Origin of the sequence: Streptomyces sp. G45, assembly GCF_049542095.1 — a bacterium.
Lineage (GTDB): Bacteria > Actinomycetota > Actinomycetes > Streptomycetales > Streptomycetaceae > Streptomyces.
In genome coordinates, this window is record NZ_JBMUZU010000001.1 from 1,658,112 (window position 1) to 1,674,862 (window position 16,751).

At 74.4% G+C, this 16,751-nt stretch carries 13 protein-coding genes and 2 pseudogenes; 9 read left to right on the top strand and 6 right to left on the bottom strand.

The annotated features are described in order from the left end of the window. Positions 1-75 precede the first annotated feature (75 nt). The 4 genes from galE to idi all read left to right on the top strand — a co-directional run bounded on the left by galE (position 76) and on the right by idi (position 4,503). Entirely contained in the window at positions 76-1,068 is a 993-nt protein-coding gene (gene galE, locus ACOBQU_RS06565) for a UDP-glucose 4-epimerase GalE (RefSeq protein WP_423624946.1), read from the top strand. A 177-nt stretch (positions 1,069-1,245) separates the two neighbouring features. Then, positions 1,246-2,178: a cation diffusion facilitator family transporter gene (locus ACOBQU_RS06570; RefSeq protein ID WP_423624947.1), complete on the top strand. Its 933-nt coding sequence runs from the start codon at positions 1,246-1,248 to the stop codon at positions 2,176-2,178. 259 nt (positions 2,179-2,437) lie between these two features. Further along, positions 2,438-3,784, top strand: a complete 1,347-nt coding sequence (locus ACOBQU_RS06575) for a GNAT family N-acetyltransferase (protein WP_423624948.1) — start codon at positions 2,438-2,440, stop codon at positions 3,782-3,784. A gap of 125 nt (positions 3,785-3,909) precedes the next feature. Beyond that, positions 3,910-4,503, top strand: a complete 594-nt coding sequence (gene idi, locus ACOBQU_RS06580) for an isopentenyl-diphosphate Delta-isomerase (protein ID WP_423624949.1) — start codon at positions 3,910-3,912, stop codon at positions 4,501-4,503. A gap of 31 nt (positions 4,504-4,534) precedes the next feature. Here idi and ACOBQU_RS06585 read toward each other — a convergent pair whose 3' ends face one another. Then, the gene (locus ACOBQU_RS06585) at positions 4,535-5,005 is read right to left on the bottom strand and encodes an ATP-binding protein (protein WP_423634298.1); all 471 of its coding nucleotides are present in this window, start codon (positions 5,003-5,005) and stop codon (positions 4,535-4,537) included. A gap of 129 nt (positions 5,006-5,134) precedes the next feature. Next, positions 5,135-5,854 carry an HdeD family acid-resistance protein gene (locus ACOBQU_RS06590; protein WP_423624950.1) on the bottom strand — a complete coding sequence of 240 codons (720 nt, stop codon included), beginning with the start codon at positions 5,852-5,854 and terminating at the stop codon, positions 5,135-5,137. Positions 5,855-5,950: 96 nt separating this feature from the next. Here ACOBQU_RS06590 and ACOBQU_RS06595 point away from each other — a divergent pair. Beyond that, a pseudogene (locus tag ACOBQU_RS06595) lies at positions 5,951-6,712 on the top strand (enoyl-CoA hydratase/isomerase family protein). 25 nt (positions 6,713-6,737) lie between these two features. Here the strand turns inward: ACOBQU_RS06595 and ACOBQU_RS06600 are convergent. Beyond that, positions 6,738-7,382 carry a DJ-1/PfpI family protein gene (locus tag ACOBQU_RS06600; RefSeq protein ID WP_423624951.1) on the bottom strand — a complete coding sequence of 215 codons (645 nt, stop codon included), beginning with the start codon at positions 7,380-7,382 and terminating at the stop codon, positions 6,738-6,740. Further along, a complete protein-coding gene (locus ACOBQU_RS06605; protein WP_423624952.1) occupies positions 7,373-8,368 on the bottom strand; it encodes a GlxA family transcriptional regulator in 996 nt (331 codons plus the stop codon). Before ACOBQU_RS06605 ends, ACOBQU_RS06600 begins: the two co-directional genes overlap by 10 nt. Positions 8,369-8,592: 224 nt before the next feature. Here ACOBQU_RS06605 and ACOBQU_RS06610 point away from each other — a divergent pair. The 3 genes and pseudogenes from ACOBQU_RS06610 to ACOBQU_RS06620 all read left to right on the top strand — a co-directional run bounded on the left by ACOBQU_RS06610 (position 8,593) and on the right by ACOBQU_RS06620 (position 12,187). Continuing rightward, positions 8,593-9,485 (top strand): annotated as a pseudogene (locus ACOBQU_RS06610) (SCO6745 family protein). A gap of 99 nt (positions 9,486-9,584) precedes the next feature. Next, entirely contained in the window at positions 9,585-9,728 is a 144-nt protein-coding gene (locus ACOBQU_RS06615) for an LPFR motif small protein (RefSeq protein ID WP_423624953.1), read from the top strand. Between the two features lie 65 nt (positions 9,729-9,793). Beyond that, complete coding sequence (locus tag ACOBQU_RS06620) at positions 9,794-12,187, top strand: Tex family protein (RefSeq protein WP_423624954.1); 2,394 nt, start codon at positions 9,794-9,796, stop codon at positions 12,185-12,187. A 39-nt stretch (positions 12,188-12,226) separates the two neighbouring features. On the opposite strand, the gene abc-f is transcribed toward ACOBQU_RS06620, so the two are convergent. Together abc-f and ACOBQU_RS06630 are read right to left on the bottom strand one after the other, a co-directional pair. Then, a complete protein-coding gene (gene abc-f, locus ACOBQU_RS06625; protein WP_423624955.1) occupies positions 12,227-13,870 on the bottom strand; it encodes a ribosomal protection-like ABC-F family protein in 1,644 nt (547 codons plus the stop codon). A 752-nt stretch (positions 13,871-14,622) separates the two neighbouring features. Continuing rightward, a complete protein-coding gene (locus tag ACOBQU_RS06630; RefSeq protein ID WP_423624956.1) occupies positions 14,623-15,633 on the bottom strand; it encodes an oxidoreductase in 1,011 nt (336 codons plus the stop codon). Between the two features lie 65 nt (positions 15,634-15,698). Between ACOBQU_RS06630 and ACOBQU_RS06635 the strand changes: the two genes are divergently transcribed. Continuing rightward, positions 15,699-16,685, top strand: coding sequence for an FAD-dependent oxidoreductase (locus ACOBQU_RS06635; protein WP_423624957.1), 987 nt, complete (start codon positions 15,699-15,701; stop codon positions 16,683-16,685). The last annotated feature ends 66 nt before the right edge of the window (positions 16,686-16,751 follow it).

Consider the following 16,751-nt stretch of genomic DNA (forward strand, 5'->3'; position numbering starts at 1 on the left):
TCATGGTCGATGGCGGCCCGCGGCCACAAACCGCGAGGGCCCGGACCCGCTCAACCCCGCCTAAGGTGGACGCCCATGACATGGCTGATCACAGGTGGGGCGGGATATATCGGGGCACATGTGACGCGGTCCCTGACGGGTGCCGGGGAGCGGGTCGTGGTGCTGGACGACGTCTCCTCCGGGGTGCCGGAGCGGCTGCCGTCGGACGTTCCGCTCGTACGGGGGTCGGCGCTCGACGGGGAGCTGCTGCGCCGGGTGTGCGCGGAGCACGCGGTGACGGGCGTGGTGCACCTGGCGGCGCGCAAGCAGGTCGGGGAGTCGGTGGAGCAGCCGCTGCGCTACTACCGGGAGAACGTCGGGGGCCTGGTGACGCTGCTCGACGTGGTCGCCGGGGCGGGGATCGACCGGTTCGTGTTCTCGTCGTCCGCCGCGGTGTACGGCGATCCGCCGCTCGGGGGCGCGCCGGACGCGCTGGTCTCCGAGCGGACGCCATGCGCGCCGGTGAGTCCGTACGGCGAGACGAAGCTGGCCGGTGAGTGGCTGGTGCGCGCGGCGGGGCGGGCACACGGGATCACGACGACCTGTCTGCGCTACTTCAACGTGGCGGGCGCCGGGCGCCCCGACCTGGCCGACACCGGGATCTTCAACGTGATCCCGATGGTCTTCGACCGGCTCACCCGCGGCGAGGCCCCGCGGATCTTCGGCACGGACCACCCGACACCGGACGGCACCTGTGTGCGCGACTACATCCACGTGAGCGACCTGGCCGAGGCCCATCTGGCCGCCGCGCGCCGCCCGGCCGCGCCCGGCACCGATCTGACGGTGAACATCGGCCGCGGCGAGGGCGTTTCCGTACGCGAACTCATCACTGTCATCGGGGAGGTCACCGGCGACCGGCGCGCCCCGGTGATCGAGCCGCGGCGCCCCGGCGACGCGCCGCACGCCGTGGCGGACGTGCGCCTCGCCGCCAAGGAACTGGGCTTCACTGCGCGGCGCGGGGTGCGCGAGATGGTCGAGTCGGCGTGGGCGGGCTGGTGCCTGCGCCACCCCGACGCCCGGCGCGGCTAGCCCCGCGAGCGGACGTCGCCCCGTAGTCGGCGCCCTGACCTGCGGATCGCCGCTTTAAGCGTTTACGCAGGTCACAGCATATGACAACGGTGTTCAGAAGCGTGTTGCACATACCCCCCACCCGTAGTTCACTGAGATCGCGACCACGGAGGAATCCCGACACGGAAGGACCGCGCCATGGGGGCTGGACACGACCACGGCCACGCGCCGCCCGCGAGCGGCACGGCGACCGCCGCGTACCGGGGGCGGCTGCGCATCGCCCTGACGATCACGCTCACCGTCATGGTGGTGGAGATCGTCGGCGGCATCGTCGCGGATTCGCTCGCGCTGATCGCGGACGCGACGCACATGGCCACGGACGCGCTCGGCCTCGGCATGGCCCTGCTCGCCATCCACGTCGCGAACCGCCCGGCGAGCGAGAACCGGACCTTCGGCTACGCCCGCGCCGAGATCCTCGCGGCGCTCGCCAACTGCCTGCTGCTCTTCGGCGTCGGCGGCTACGTCCTGTACGAGGCGGTCCAGCGGTTCGTCACGCCGTCCGAGACCGAGGGCGGCCTGACGATCGTCTTCGGCCTGATCGGCCTGGTGGCGAACCTGGTCTCGCTGGCGCTGCTGATGCGCGGCCAGCAGGACAGCCTCAATGTGCGCGGCGCCTTCCTTGAGGTCATGGCGGACGCGCTCGGCTCGGTGGCCGTGCTCGTCTCGGCGGCGCTGATCCTGCTCACGGGCTGGCAGGCGGCCGACCCGATCGCCTCGATCGTCATCGGCCTCATGATCGTCCCGCGCACCTGGAAGCTGCTGCGCGAGACCCTGAACGTGCTGCTCGAAGCGGCGCCCAAGGGCGTCGACATGGCCGAGGTGCGCGCCCACATCCTGGCCCTGCCCGGCGTCGAGGACGTCCACGACCTGCACGCCTGGACCATCACGTCGGGCATGCCGGTGCTGTCCGCGCACGTCGTGGTGAGCACCGAGACGCTGAGCGCCATCGGCCACGAGAAGATGCTGCACGACCTCCAGGGCTGCCTCGGCGACCACTTCGACGTCGAGCACTGCACGTTCCAACTGGAGCCGAGCGGCCACGCGGAGCACGAGCCGAAGCTCTGCCACTGAGCCCTGTCACTGATCCCTGCCGCTGAACTCTGTCACTGACGGTGGTATGGTGGCCAACGACCTTGAGCGCCGGGTACCCGGCCAGGAAGAAGGAGGTGGGTTGATGACTGTCGCGGTCCGCGCTGCGCTGCGCAGCGACGCGAGCATCCCCACTTCCCGGGCCCACGGCTGATCCTCCGTACGCCTTTCCGTACGCGCACCACACGCGCGGTACGCCCGTACGTGACGGCCGGGCCCTTTCACTCAAGGGTTTCCACCGTTGACTCAGCACGACATCCAGAACGCCCACGAGACCGCGTACGACACCGCGGTCGAGAACGCCTTCTTCGCCCTGCACCACGGCCTTCCCCGGCAGGGCCCCGGCTCCGACGCCACCACCCGGCGCCTGCTCGCCCTCGCCGGTGAGCTGCCCGCCCGGCCGCGCCTGCTCGCCCTCGCCGGTGAGCTGCCCGCCCGGCCGCGCGTGCTCGACCTAGGCTGCGGCCCCGGCCGCGCGGCGCTGCTGCTCGCCGCCGAGGCGGGCGCCGAGGTGACGGCCGTCGACCTGCACGAGCCGTTCCTCGCGGAGCTGCGCGAGGCCGCGGAGGCCCGCGGTCTCGCCGACTCCATCCGTACGCTCGCCGCCGACATGGGCGACCTGCCCTTCCCCGACGGGTCGTTCGACCTGGTCTGGGCCGAGAGCTCGGTCTACAACATTGGCTTCGACACCGCGCTGCGGTCCTGGCGCAGGCTGCTCGCCCCGGGCGGCACGCTCGTGGTCACCGAGTGCGAGTGGACCACCGACGCCCCGTCCGACGCGGCCCGCGCCTTCTGGGACCGGCACTACCGGCTGCGGACCGCGCACGACAACGCGCGGGCCGCGCTCGCGGCCGGGTACTCCGTGGTGGGCGCGGTGCCCCAGCCGGAGTCCGACTGGGAGGAGTACTACGCCCCGCTGCGGGCCCGCGCCGACGCGGCCGACCCCAAGGCGCCCGGCATGGCCGCGGCGCTGGCCGCCACCCGCGAGGAACTCGCGATGCGGCGCGACCACGCGGCGGAGTACGGCTACACCGGCTATGTGCTCCGCCCCGCGGGCGACGGCTGGCGCACCCGGCCCGAGGAGCCGTCCGGCGCCGACCGCGCGGCCGTGCACGCCGTGAACGCCGCGGCCTTCCCCACCGAGGCGGAGGCCGACCTGGTGGACGCGCTGCGCGCGGACCCCGAGGCGTGGCTGGAGGGCATGTCGTACGTCGCCGAGACCCCCGAGGGGGAGGTCGTGGCGCACGCCCTCATCACCCGCTGCCACGTGGACGGCGCACCGGCGCTGTGCCTGGCGCCCGTGGCCGCGCTACCGGCGTACCAGCGCTCGGGAGCGGGTTCGGCGGTCGTGCGCGCCGTCCTGGGCGCCGCGCGCGCCAGTGGTGAGCGTCTGGTCCTGGTGCTCGGCCACCCCGGCTACTATCCGCGGTTCGGCTTCGTCCCGGCCTCGCGGTACGGGATTCGGCCAAGTTTCGAGGTGCCGGACGAGGCGATGATGGCGCTCGTCCTCGACGGATCCGACGGAACTAACGGTTCCGCGCCCGTGCCCCGGGGCACGATCACCTACCCGGCGGCGTTCGGCGTCTGACCCGCCGCGCCCCGCGTGTCCCGTCCGCGCCCGGCGCGGACGGGACATGCGGGGCCCCCGGAGTGCCGGGAGCGTCGGTGTCGTACGGCAGACTGGGCAATCCGAGACCGAAGCGAAGGATGAGTATGCCGATCACACCTGCCACCGCGGCGCACAGCTCGTCGAACGGCACCTCAGAGACAATCCTGCTTGAGCTCGTCGACGAGGACGGCAGGACCATCGGCACGGCGGAGAAGCTCGCCGCTCATCAGGCGCCCGGTCAGCTGCACCGGGCGTTCTCCGTCTTCCTCTTCGACGAGCAGGGGCGGCTGCTGCTCCAGCAGCGGGCGCTCGGCAAGTACCACTCCCCCGGTGTGTGGTCCAACACCTGCTGCGGGCACCCCTATCCGGGCGAGGCGCCGTTCGCGGCCGCCGCCCGGCGCACGTTCGAGGAGCTGGGCGTCTCCCCGTCGCTGCTCGCCGAGGCGGGCACGGTGCGCTACAACCACCCGGACCCGGCGTCGGGCCTGGTGGAGCAGGAGTACAACCACCTGTTCGTCGGCATGGTGCAGGCCGAGCCGCGCCCGGACCCGGCCGAGGTCGGCGCCATCGCGTTCGTCACGGCGGCGGAGCTGGCCGAGCGGCACGCCAAGGACCCGTTCTCGGCGTGGTTCATGACCGTCCTGGACGCGGCGCGCCCCGCCATCAAGGAGCTGACGGGCCCGGGCACGGGCTGGTAGCCCGCGCCGCCAGGCGGTCGGCCGAGGACCGTCAGACGGGCTTCAGGGGCAGGGCCGCCCAGATGACCTTGCCCCCGCTCGCCGTGTGCTCGACGTCGCAGGCCCCGCCCGCCTCGCGGGTGATCTCCCGGACGAGCAGCAGGCCCCGCCCGCCGGTCTGGCCGTGGTCGGCCACCAGGGCCGTCGGGCGGTAGGGGTGGTTGTCCTCCACGGACACCCGCACCCACTCCGCGCCCACCGCCACCTCCACCGCGAGCATCGGCGACAGCAGCGCCGCGTGCCGCACGGCGTTGGTGACCAGCTCGGAGACGATCAGCAGCAGGCCCTGTACGAGGTCGTCGGGGGCCGGGACACCCTGGCGTGCGAGCAGGTCGCGCACCGCGTGCCGCGCCTGCGGCACCGAGGCGTCCACAGCGGGGGCGGTGAACCGCCACACCCCCTCGTACGGCACCTGCCCGCCGCCCCGAGGAAGTGGGCCAGGCCCGCTCCCGCCGTTCTCCATCGCCCGGTCCCCGCCCTCGCGCTCGATTGTCACCACACGTCGAGTGTTGGGAACGCCCAGGTCCGTCCCGTCCTACTGACCAGAAGTCAGCGACTATCGACGGGATTTGATCGACGCCGCATGGCGGCGTCAGTTGTGCGACTGCTCCTGGCCCGGTTGTGCCGCCTTCCCGGGTTCTTCAGGTTGTACGGCTTCCCGCCCCTCACGGGCCCCGGCGGCACCCTCCGTCCCGGTGTCCCCGGCGCCGTCGCCGCCCGCGCGGTCGGAGACCAGGCTGATGATGCGCCGGGCGCCGATGCCCGTCGCCAGCAGCCCGAGGCCGTCGAAGAGCAACGCCAGCGAGAAGAAGCAGCCGATGACGTACTGGCTGCTGCTCGGCCACTCGGCGAGCACCAGGACGCCGAGGAGCAGGTCGAAGGCGCCCTGAAGGAGCGTCACCGCCATCTGCGGGCCGCGCACCACCAGGCTGCCGACGAGCCGGAACACACCGCCGGTGAGGAACAGCAGCGCCGCGAACATCGTCAGCGCCTCCGCCGCCACGTCCGGCCTGCGGATGACGACGACGCCCGCCGCCAGGTTCAGGGCGGCCACCACCACGCCGAGCCAGAAGAAGCTCGTGCCCCGCGACTGCACCGCGTGCAGCAGCGCCACGAACCCGCCCACCAGCAGCAGCCAGCCGAACAGGAGCATCGAGGTGAGCGTGGCCACGCCCACGTAGACCAGGCCGACGAGGCCCGCGACCGCCAGGATCACGCCGAGCACCGCCAGCAGGCCGAAGCTGCGGCGCAGGGCACCCGGGTCCGCCCCGGGCCGCGGGTCCGGGGACCCGGAGTGACTGCGTCCGAACATGAGCGCCTCCGTCCGCCGTACGCGGCCCGTACCGGGCCCGTGCGAAGCCGCCCCTTCCTGATCGTACGGTCACGGGGTGCGGATAGCATCCGGCGCATGGAGCCGCACCTGAGGCAGGCCGTCGCGGACGGCGTCGCCACCGTCGTCATCGACCACCCGGCCAAGCGCAACGCCATGACGACGGACATGTGGCGGGCGCTGCCGCCGCTGCTCGACGCGCTCGCCGCGGACCCGGCGGTGCGGGCGCTGGTCCTGACGGGCGCGGGCGACACGTTCTGCGCGGGCGCGGACATCTCCGGCCTGCGGACCGAGCCGGGGCGGGCGCAGGAGCTGGCGGTGCGGGCCGAGGAGGCGCTCGCGGCGTTCCCCAAGCCGACGCTCGCGGCCGTGCGCGGGTTCTGCGTGGGCGGCGGCTGCCAGCTCGCGGCGGCCTGCGACCTGCGCTTCGCCGACGAGGGCGCCTCGTTCGCGATCACCCCGGCGAAGCTGGGCATCGTCTACGCGGCGTCGTCGACGCGCCGCCTCACCCAGCTCGTCGGACCGTCGACGGCCAAGTACCTGCTGTTCTCCGGCTAGCCCGTCGACGCGGCGCGGGCGCTGCGCACCGGCCTGGTGGACGAGGTGCTCCCGGCCGGTGAGCTGGACGGGCGCGTCAAGGAGTTCACCCGCGTCCTGGCCGCCCGCTCCCTGCTCACGCAGGCGGCGGCGAAGGAGTTCACCGCGGGCCGCACCGACCGGGACGCGCACTGGGCGCGGCAGGTGCGCGGCAGCGGCGACACCGCGGAGGGGGTCGCCGCCTTCCTGGAGCGCAGGCAGCCGCACTTCACCTGGACCGTGGCGCCCGGCGCGCGGGGCTGACCGCGGCCGTCGCCCCGGCGCCCGGCTACGCCCGCCGGGCGGTACCGAAGCGGCTCTGCTCGCGGAACATCTCCACCAGGTGGGCGGGCGCCTTGTCCGGCGAGCCCGCGTCGTACGGCGGCCGCGGGTCGTACTCGGTGATGAGCTGGATCGCCTGGGCGCGCTCGTCGCCCGCGATGCGGCCCACGAGCGCCAGGCCCATGTCGATGCCGGACGACACCCCGGCGGCCGTCACGTACTTGCCGTCGAAGACCACCCGCTCCTTGGACGGGCGCACGCCGAGCTTGTCCAGCTCGCCGAGGGCCAGCCAGTGGGAGGTCGCGGTGCGGCCGGTGAGCAGGCCCGCGGCGGCCAGCGCCAGGGAGCCGGTGCACACGGACGTCGTCCAGGTGCTGGTGGCGTCGGCGGTGCGCAGCCAGTCGAGCAGCGCCTCGTTCTCCATCTGGTCGCTCTGGCCGGGGCCGCCCGGCACGACCAGGACGTCGGGGCGGGGCACGTCGGCGAAGGACTTGTCGGCGACCAGGGCGAGGCGCCCGCTGTCGTCGCGCACGGGGCCGGTGCGCTCGGCGACGAAGACGACCTCCGCGCCCTCGATGCCGCCGAGCGTCTGGTACGGGCCGATGGCGTCGAGGGCGGTGAAGCGCTCGTAGAGGGCGATGGCTATCTGCATGCGGGCTCCTTGGTGGTGGGCCGGAACTCGGGCGGGGGCGCGTGGAAGCGGCGGCGGTACTCGGCCGGGCTGGTGCCGAGCGCCTTCAGGAAGGCGCGGCGCATGGTCTCCGGGGTGCCGTAGCCGCAGGCGCGGGAGACCTCCTCGACGCCGCGCGAGGTGTCCTCCAGGAGGCGGCGGGCGTGCTCGACGCGGACCCGGTCGACGTACCGGCCGGGCGTCATGCCGGTCTCCGCCTGGAAGGCGCGGGCGAAGTGGCGCGGCGAGAGCCGGGCGCGGGCGGCGAGCCGCTCGACGCTCAGGTCGTCGCCGGGGTGCTCGGTGATCCACTGCTGGACCTCGCGCAGCGGCTCGCGCTGCGCGGTCTGCGCGGCCAGCTGGGCGCTGAACTGCGCCTGGTTGCCGGGCCTGCGCAGGAACACCACCAGGTAGCGGGCGATGGTGAGCGCCATGTCGCGGCCCAGGTCCTCCTCGACGAGCGCGAGCGCCAGGTCGATGCCCGCCGTGACGCCCGCCGACGTGGCCAGGTTTCCGTCGCGTACGTAGATGGGGTCCGGGTCGACCTCGACGGCCGGGTGGTCGCGGGCGAGCGTGTCGCAGTACGCCCAGTGGGTCGTGGCGCGGCGGCCGTCGAGCAGGCCCGCCCGGGCGAGCAGGATCGCGCCGGTGCACACCGAGACCAGGCGCTTGGCGCGCGGGCCGTGGGCGCGCAGCCAGTCGACGAGCGCGGGGCTGTCCGGGCGGGTGCCCTGGCCGCCGGGGACGAGCAGGGTGTGGGGCGCGGGGCTGCCGTCCAGGGTGCCGTCCGGGACCACGGTCAGGCCGCTGGAGGTGCGTACGGGGGCGCCGTCCAGGGAGGCGGTGCGCACCCGGTAGGCGGGGTCGCCGTGCGGATCGGTGGCGCCGCCGAACACCTCCGCGGGTCCGGTGACGTCGAGGCTCTGTACGCCGTCGAAGAGGACGACGAGGACGGTTCGCTGCGCCATGCGTCGATTCTTGGCGGGGCGGGACGGGGCCGCAATGACGGGCACCCCACGGTTTCTGCCATCCGGACACGCGGGCCGTCACTCACGCGGGCCGTCACTACGGAGAGGCGCCCTTTGCGGCCGTCTCCCCGGGAGCGGCACCGCCACGGAGGGGGGGCCGCTCGCGGCCGCGTCTCCGGAGGACCCCTCTTCACGGCATACCAACCAGTCGGTAGCGTACGGTCATGACCTCTGCCACGACCTCCCACGCCGCCGACACGGGGCTGCCCCCGCGCGCGGGCCGACGCTGTCACAACGTGCTCAACACCCTGCACTCCACCCACTACTTCTCCCCGACCTGGGCCGGGAGCTGGGCGCGCTCGGCATCACGCACCCCAGGGCCGTCAACCTCGCCGTCCGGGCCGCGGCGCTGGGTCCGGTCGGCGCCGGGACCGTCACCGGGACGTTCTTCAACTACAAGCCGGAGACCGTCGCCGAGCACGTGCCCGCGGTGTGGCGCACCGCCGCCCCCGAGGACGTGCTCGCGGCGCGCCTGCGGGCCGCCGACGCCACCCTGCGGCGGCTCCTCGGCGACGAGGCCGTCGCCTCCGAAGAGATGGCCGAGGCGGCGCGGCTCGCGCTGCGGGCCACGGAGGCCTGCTCGCGCGGCGCCCGCCCGCTGTACGCCGCGCACGCCGACCTGCCCGTGCCCGACGCCCCGCACCTGGCGTACTGGCACGCGGCGACGCTGCTGCGCGAGCACCGCGGCGACGGCCACCTCGCCGCCCTCCTGGACGCCGAACTCGACGCCGTGGAGGCCCTGGTGAGCCACACCGCGACCGGCAAGGGGATGACGCCGAAGCGGAACCTCAGCACCCGCGGCTGGGGCCAGGGCGACTGGGACGCGGCCGTGGAGCGGCTGCGGGCGCGCGGGATCCTGGACGGCGACGGCGAGTTGACCGAGGCGGGCGTGGCGCTGCGCCGACGGATCGAGGAGCAGACCGACCGGCTCGACCGGGCCCCGTACGAACACCTGGGCGCGGCGGGCGTGGCGCGTCTGACGGAGCTGGGCACGGCGTTCGCCACGGCGGCGGTGACGGCGGGCGCGTTCCCGGCGGATCTGCTCGGCAAGGGCTAGCCCCGCCCCGCGGGGCATGATCCGGCCGCTGCGCGGTACCCGGTCGTCCCCGGCCCTCCCTCCCCCTCTGGGAGGGCCGGGCGACGAAGGGAGAGCCACGTGTTCCGTGCCATCGCGGATGTCCTGCGGCAGATCGGTGGGGCGCTCGCCACCGTGGTCACGCTGCCGTTCCGGGCGCTGGCCCGCCTCTTCGGCGGAGCCTCTCGTTCCGGACGGGGGCGGGGGCGGGCCCGCAGGGTCTGACGGCCATTGTCGGTGCCACCTGCCACAATTGCCGGGCAACCTCAGTGAGAAGGCGGTACCGGAACGTGGCACCTGAGACGACGTCCACTCCAGCGTCCATCGAGAGCAGGATCGCCGAGGAGCTCGGCGTACGGGAGCGGCAGGTGAAGGCCGCCGTCGACCTGCTCGACGGCGGGTCGACGGTGCCCTTCATCGCGCGCTACCGCAAAGAGGCCACCGAGATGCTCGACGACGCGCAGCTGCGCACGCTCGAGGAGCGGCTGCGCTATCTGCGGGAGCTGGAGGAGCGCCGCGGCGCCATCCTGGAGTCGGTGCGCGAGCAGGGCAAGCTGACCGACGAGCTGGAGGCCCGCATCCGGGCGGCCGACACCAAGGCCCGGCTCGAGGACATCTACCTGCCGTTCAAGCCCAAGCGGCGCACCAAGGCGCAGATCGCCCGCGAGGCGGGCCTGGAGCCGCTGGCCGACGGGCTGCTCGGCGACCCCACGGTGGAGCCGCTCGCGGCCGCCGCCGCGTTCGTCGACGCCGACAAGGGCGTGGCGGACCCGCAGGCGGCGCTGGACGGCGCCCGGGCGATCCTCACGGAGCGGTTCTCCGAGGACGCCGACCTGATCGGCGAGCTGCGCGAGCGCATGTGGGTGCGCGGGCGGCTCGCCGCGAAGGTCCGGGAGGGCAAGGAGGAGGCGGGCGCCAAGTTCGCCGACTACTTCGACTTCGCCGAGCCGTTCACGGAGCTGCCCTCGCACCGGATCCTCGCGCTGCTGCGCGGCGAGAAGGAGGACGTGCTCGACCTGGTCCTGGAGCCGGAGGAGCCCACGGACGGCCCTTCGTCGTACGAGGGCCTGGTCGCGCGCCGCTTCGGCATCGCCGACCGCGGCCGCCCCGCCGACAAGTGGCTGGCGGACACGGTCCGCTGGGCCTGGCGCACGCGCATCCTGGTGCATCTGGGCATCGACCTGCGCCTGCGCCTGCGGACGGCCGCCGAGGACGAGGCGGTGCGCGTCTTCGCGTCGAACCTGCGCGACCTGCTGCTCGCCGCCCCCGCGGGCACGCGCGCGACGCTCGGCCTGGACCCGGGTTTCCGTACGGGCGTGAAGGTCGCCGTGGTCGACGCCACCGGCAAGGTCGTCGCGACGGACACCATCCACCCGCACGTCCCGGCGAACCGGTGGGACGAGTCCCTCGCCACGCTCGCCCGGCTCGCGAAGGAGCACGCGGTCGACCTGATCGCGATCGGCAACGGCACGGCCTCCCGCGAGACCGACAAGCTCGCCGCCGACCTGATCGCCAAGCACCCGGAGCTGAAGCTCACCAAGGTGATGGTCTCCGAGGCGGGCGCCTCGGTGTACTCTGCGTCGGCGTTCGCCTCCCAGGAGCTGCCCGACCTGGACGTGTCGCTGCGCGGTGCCGTCTCCATCGCGCGCCGCCTCCAGGACCCCCTGGCGGAGCTGGTGAAGATCGACCCCAAGTCCATCGGCGTCGGCCAGTACCAGCACGACCTGTCCGAGGTGAAGCTCTCCCGCTCGCTCGACGCGGTCGTCGAGGACTGTGTGAACGGCGTCGGCGTGGACGTGAACACGGCATCCGCCCCGCTGCTCGCCCGCGTCTCCGGCATCGGCTCCGGCCTCGCCGAGAACATCGTGGCGCACCGCGACGCCAACGGCCCCTTCACCAGCCGCAAGGCCCTCAAGGACGTGCCCCGCCTCGGCCCGAAGGCGTACGAGCAGTGCGCGGGCTTCCTGCGCATCCGCGGCGGCGACGACCCGCTGGACGCCTCCAGCGTGCACCCCGAGGCGTATCCGGTGGTGCGCCGCATGGTCAAGGCCGCGGGCGTCGACGTGCCGTCCCTCATCGGGAACACGTCGGCGCTGCGCTCCCTGAGGCCCGCCGAGTTCGTGGACGACACGTTCGGCCTGCCGACGGTGACGGACATCCTCAAGGAGCTGGAGAAGCCGGGCCGTGACCCGCGTCCCGCCTTCAAGACGGCCACGTTCAAGGAGGGCGTCGAGAAGATCGGCGATCTGACGCCCGGGATGGTGCTCGAGGGCGTGGTCACGAACGTCGCCGCGTTCGGGGCGTTCGTGGACGTCGGGGTGCACCAGGACGGTCTGGTGCACGTGTCCGCGATGTCGAAGACGTTCGTCAAGGACCCGCGGGACGTGGTGAAGCCGGGTGACGTCGTCAAGGTGAAGGTCCTGGACGTGGACGTGCCGCGCAAGCGGATCTCGCTGACGCTCCGTCTGGACGACGACGCCACCGGTGCCTCCGGGGGTGGCGGGGGCGGCGGGCGCAAGGAGCGCGGTGGGCGGCCGCCGCAGCAGCGCCAGCCCCGTGGGGGCCAGCAGGGCCGGGGCAACCGCCCCAGGGGCGGCGGCCAGCGGCAGGCCCCGCCGCCCGCGAACGACGCGATGGCGGAGGCGCTGCGGCGGGCGGGCCTCGTCGACCCCGAGCGGCGCTGAGCGCCGCGCCCCTTCGGGGCGCTGAGCGTGCGCGGAGGGTCAGGGTGACGACTCCGTCACCCTGCCCTCCGCCACCTCCAGGCGGCGGGTGACGCGGACGGCGTCGAGCATGCGGCGGTCGTGCGTGACGAGCAGCAGCGTGCCCGTGTAGGAGTCGAGCGCGGACTCCAACTGCTCGATGGCGGGCAGGTCGAGGTGGTTCGTCGGCTCGTCCAGGACCAGCAGGTTCACTCCCCTGCCCTGGAGCAGGGCGAGCGCGGCACGGGTGCGCTCCCCCGGCGACAGGGTCGCGGCCGGGCGCAGCACGTGGTCGGCCTTGAGGCCGAACTTGGCGAGCAGCGTGCGCACCTCGGCGGGCTCGGTGTCGGGCACGGCCGAGCGGAACGCGTCGAGCAGCGTCTCCTCGCCGTGGAACAGGGCCCGCGCCTGGTCGACCTCGCCGACGACCACACCGGAGCCGAGGGCCGCGTGCCCCTCGTCCACGGGGGTGCGGCCGAGGAGGGCGCCGAGCAGGGTCGTCTTGCCGGAGCCGTTCGCGCCGGTGATCGCGACGCGGTCCGCCCAGTCCACCTGGAGGTGGACCGGGCCCAGTGTGAAGCCGCCGCGGCGCACCACGGCGTCGCGCAGCGTGGCGACGACCGCGCCGGAGCGCGGGGCGGCGGCGATCTCCATCCGCAGCTGCCACTCCTTGCGCGGTTCCTCCACCACCTCGAGGCGCTCCAGCATGCGCTGCGTCTGGCGGGCCTTCGCGGCCTGCTTCTCGCTGGCCTCGCTGCGGAACTTCCGGCCGATCTTGTCGTTGTCGGTGGCCTTGCGGCGGGCGTTCTTCACGCCCTTGTCCATCCACGCCCGCTGCATCTGGGCGCGGTCCTGGAGGGCGGCCTTCTTGTCGGCGTACTCCTCGTACTCCTCGCGCGCGTGGCGGCGGGCGACGTCGCGCTCCTCCAGGTAGGCGTCGTAGCCGCCGCCGTAGAGGTTGATCTGCTGCTGGGCCAGGTCGAGTTCGAGGACCTTGGTGACGGTGCGGGCGAGGAACTCGCGGTCGTGGCTCACGACGACGGTGCCCGCGCGCAGGCCGCGTACGAACGCTTCGAGGCGTTCCAGGCCCGCCAGGTCCAGGTCGTTGGTGGGCTCGTCCAGCAGGAACACGTCGTAGCGGGACAGCAGCAGCGACGCCAGGCCCGCGCGGGCGGCCTGGCCGCCGGACAGCGACGTCATCGGCTGGTCGAGGCCGACGGCGAGGCCCAGTGAGTCCGCGACTTCCTCGGCCCGCTCGTCCAGGTCGGCGCCGCCGAGGGCCAGCCAGCGCTCCAGGCTCGTCGCGTACGCCTCGTCGGCGCCGGGCGCGCCCTCGACGAGGCGCTCGGTGGCCTCGTCCATGGCCCGCTGGGCGGCGGTGACGCCGGTGCGGCGGGACAGGAACGCGCGGATGGTCTCGCCGGGGCGGCGGTCCGGCTCCTGCGGCAGGTGCCCCACCGACGCGGTCGGCGGGGACAGGGTGACGTGGCCGGACTCCGGGGCGTCCAGGCCCGCGAGGAGTCTGAGCAGGGTGGACTTTCCGGCGCCGTTCGCGCCGACGAGGCCGATGACGTCGCCGGGGGCGATGACGAGGTCCAGGCCCTCGAAGAGGGGGCGGTCGCCGTGCCCCGCGGCCAGTCGCTTCGCGACGAGTGTTCCGTTCATGAGGCCCCGAGCGTATCCGCCCCCCGCCACGCCCTGCCGGTCACCTACCGCCGGGGGCCCCGCGCCCCCGGCCATGCCCTACCCCGGGGGCGCCCACGCCTCCCGCGACAGCCGCCCTGCGGGAGGACCGCCCCGCCAAGGGCGCCTACGCCGCCGCCCCGCCGCTTCGCGGCGGCAACTCCCCGCCCACCCACCCCATGCGCCACCGCGCGGGCGAACGGCGACGAGAAGGGCCCCGCCCAAGCACCGGCAACCGCCGACGGCGACGCACCCCCGCCGGGAGCGGCCACCCCGCGCGTGGCGGGAACGGGTGGGCGGGCGGGAAACCACACGCCGCGACAGCGGCACACACCCGCACACGCCAACGGCGACACACCCCCACCAGGAGCCATCACCCCACACACAGCGGCAACGGGCAGACGGCTGGGAACACGACAGCGACGCACACCCGCACACGCCAACGGCGACACACCCCCCCAGAAGCGATCACCCCACACACGGCGGCAACAGGCAGGCGGGCGGGAACACGACAGCGACGGACACCCGCACACGCCAACGGCGACACACCCCCACCAGGAGCGGTCACCCCATACGTGGCGGCAACGGGTGGGCGGGTGGGAACACGACAGCGACGGACACCCGCACACGCCGACGGCGGCGCACCCCCACCAGGAGCGGTCACCCCACGCATGGCGGCAACGGGTGGGCGGGTGGGAAAACACCCGCCGCGGTAGCGGCGGCGCGTCCCGGTCTCACCCGGCGGCAGCCACCCGTACGCCCCCAGCCGACCGCGCCACCACGAACCGGGCCCGCCCCGGCAGCGGAGCCCGGTGCACCCCCGCTTCGAGGACCTCGTCGAAGACCTCCTGGGCCCGCGCCCGCCGCAGCCGGTCGAGGCGGTAGGCCGTGAGCCGCACCCGGCAGGGCGAGGTGACCTCGGTGACGGCGGTGCCGTCGCACACGGTGAGGCGGACCAGGCGCCGCCGCTCCACCGGCCCCCGGTCCAGCGCGTCCTCGATCTGGGCGACCAGCAGCGGCACGATGGGCGCGAGCCCGTCGACGTACGCGACGTCGACCCGGGCCCGCGCGAAGGCCTCCCGCACGGAGCCCCGCACGGCGGCGGGCACGGCCCGCCCGAACGCCACCGCCCCGTATGTGCGCAGCTCCTCCGGCGGCACCCCTGCCGCGTCCGCGGCGATCTCCGCGCCGATGCCGATCTGCCGCAGCGCCGCCGCCAGCCTGGCGAGCAGGGCGACCCGGGCGCCGATGAGCAGCACCCGGCGCCGCCCGGCCAGGGGCTCGTCGGCGGCGAGCAGCCGCCCGAGCTGCTCGCGGTACTCGGCGCCGTGGAAGCGGAACGGCCCTATGCCGTGGTAGCCGTTCAGCTCCAGGTCGGCGCGGTCGGAAGTCTGCCAGGCGAAGTCCCGCCACACGTAGTCGCCGTCGGCGTCCTCGATGACCGCGGTGACGGCCCCGCACTCCAGGCCCTCGCACTCGGGACAGCCGTAGATGACGTACCGCCCGTCGAGGAGGGGCGCCTCCGCTTCGAGGAGGAGGCGCCGCACGTGCGCGGTGAAGATGGCCGGGGGGACGTCGGCCGCGAGCGGGGACACCGCGTCGAGGTCGGCGAGCTGGAACAGCAGCGGGCGCCCGTCCACGATGAAGTCGACGTACTCGCGGTGCGCTTGGTAGTCACCGCTGGCGAGGACCCCACCGGTGCGCGTCGCCGGTGCCAGGCCGAAGGTCGCGTACTCGGCAGACATGCTGTGAGTATCCCCACCTGCCGGGGGTTGTGCGCGCGTCGTGGGAGGTCGGCTACGTTTCCCGGATGACCGCTAGGGACAGCGCAGACGTGATCGTGGTGGGCGGTGGCGTGGCCGGGCTCACCACCGCCGTGGAGCTCGCCGAACGGGGCCGCCGGGTGCGGGTGTGGACGCGTGCGCCCGCCGAGCGCACGACCTCGGCCGTCGCGGGCGGCCTGTGGTGGCCCTACCGCGTGGAGCCGCGCTCCCTGGTGGACGCCTGGTCGCTCACCAGCCTCGGGGTGTACGAGGAGTTGGCGCGCCGGGACGGGCGGGGCGACGGGGGCGGCGGGGCCGCGGGCGTACGCATGGTCGAGGGCGTACACGCCGGGGTCCGCCTTGCCGAACTCGGGCCGTGGGCCGGGCGGGTGCCGGGGCTGCGGGAGGTGACGCGGGCGGAGCACGACGGCGTCGGTGTGCGGGCGCGGCTGCCGCTGATCGACATGCCGGTGCACCTGGCGTGGCTGCGGGAGCGGCTGCTGGCCGCGGGCGGCGCCGTCGAGGTCCGTACGGCGAAGGGTCTGGACGAGCCGCTGGCGGAGGCGCCGTGCGTCGTCAACTGCTCGGGGCTCGGCGCCCGGGACCTCGTACCGGACGACAGTGTGCGCCCGGTGCGGGGGCAGCTGGTCGTGGTGGAGAACCCGGGGGTCGACACGTGGTTCACGGCCGTGGACTCCGAGTCGGCGGACACCACGTACCTGCTGCCGCAGCCCGGCGGGCTGATCCTCGGCGGGACGGCTGAGGACGGCGACTGGTCGCTCGAACCGGACCCGGCGACGGCGGAGGCGATCGTGCGGCGGTGCGCGCGGGTGCGGCCGGAGGTCGCCGGGGCGCGGATCCTGGAGCACCGGGTGGGGCTGCGGCCCGCGCGGCCCGCGGTGCGGCTCGAACGCGAACACCTGGGCGCGGGGCGCCTCGTGGTGCACAACTACGGCCACGGCGGCGCGGGCGTCACCGTGGCGTGGGGCTGCGCGCGGGACGCCGCGCGGCTCGTCATGGACCCGGACGGGTAGGGCCCCCACCTCGGTGGGGGCCCGGCCGAAACTGGGGCCGCGCCCCAGACCCCGCTCCTCCAACGC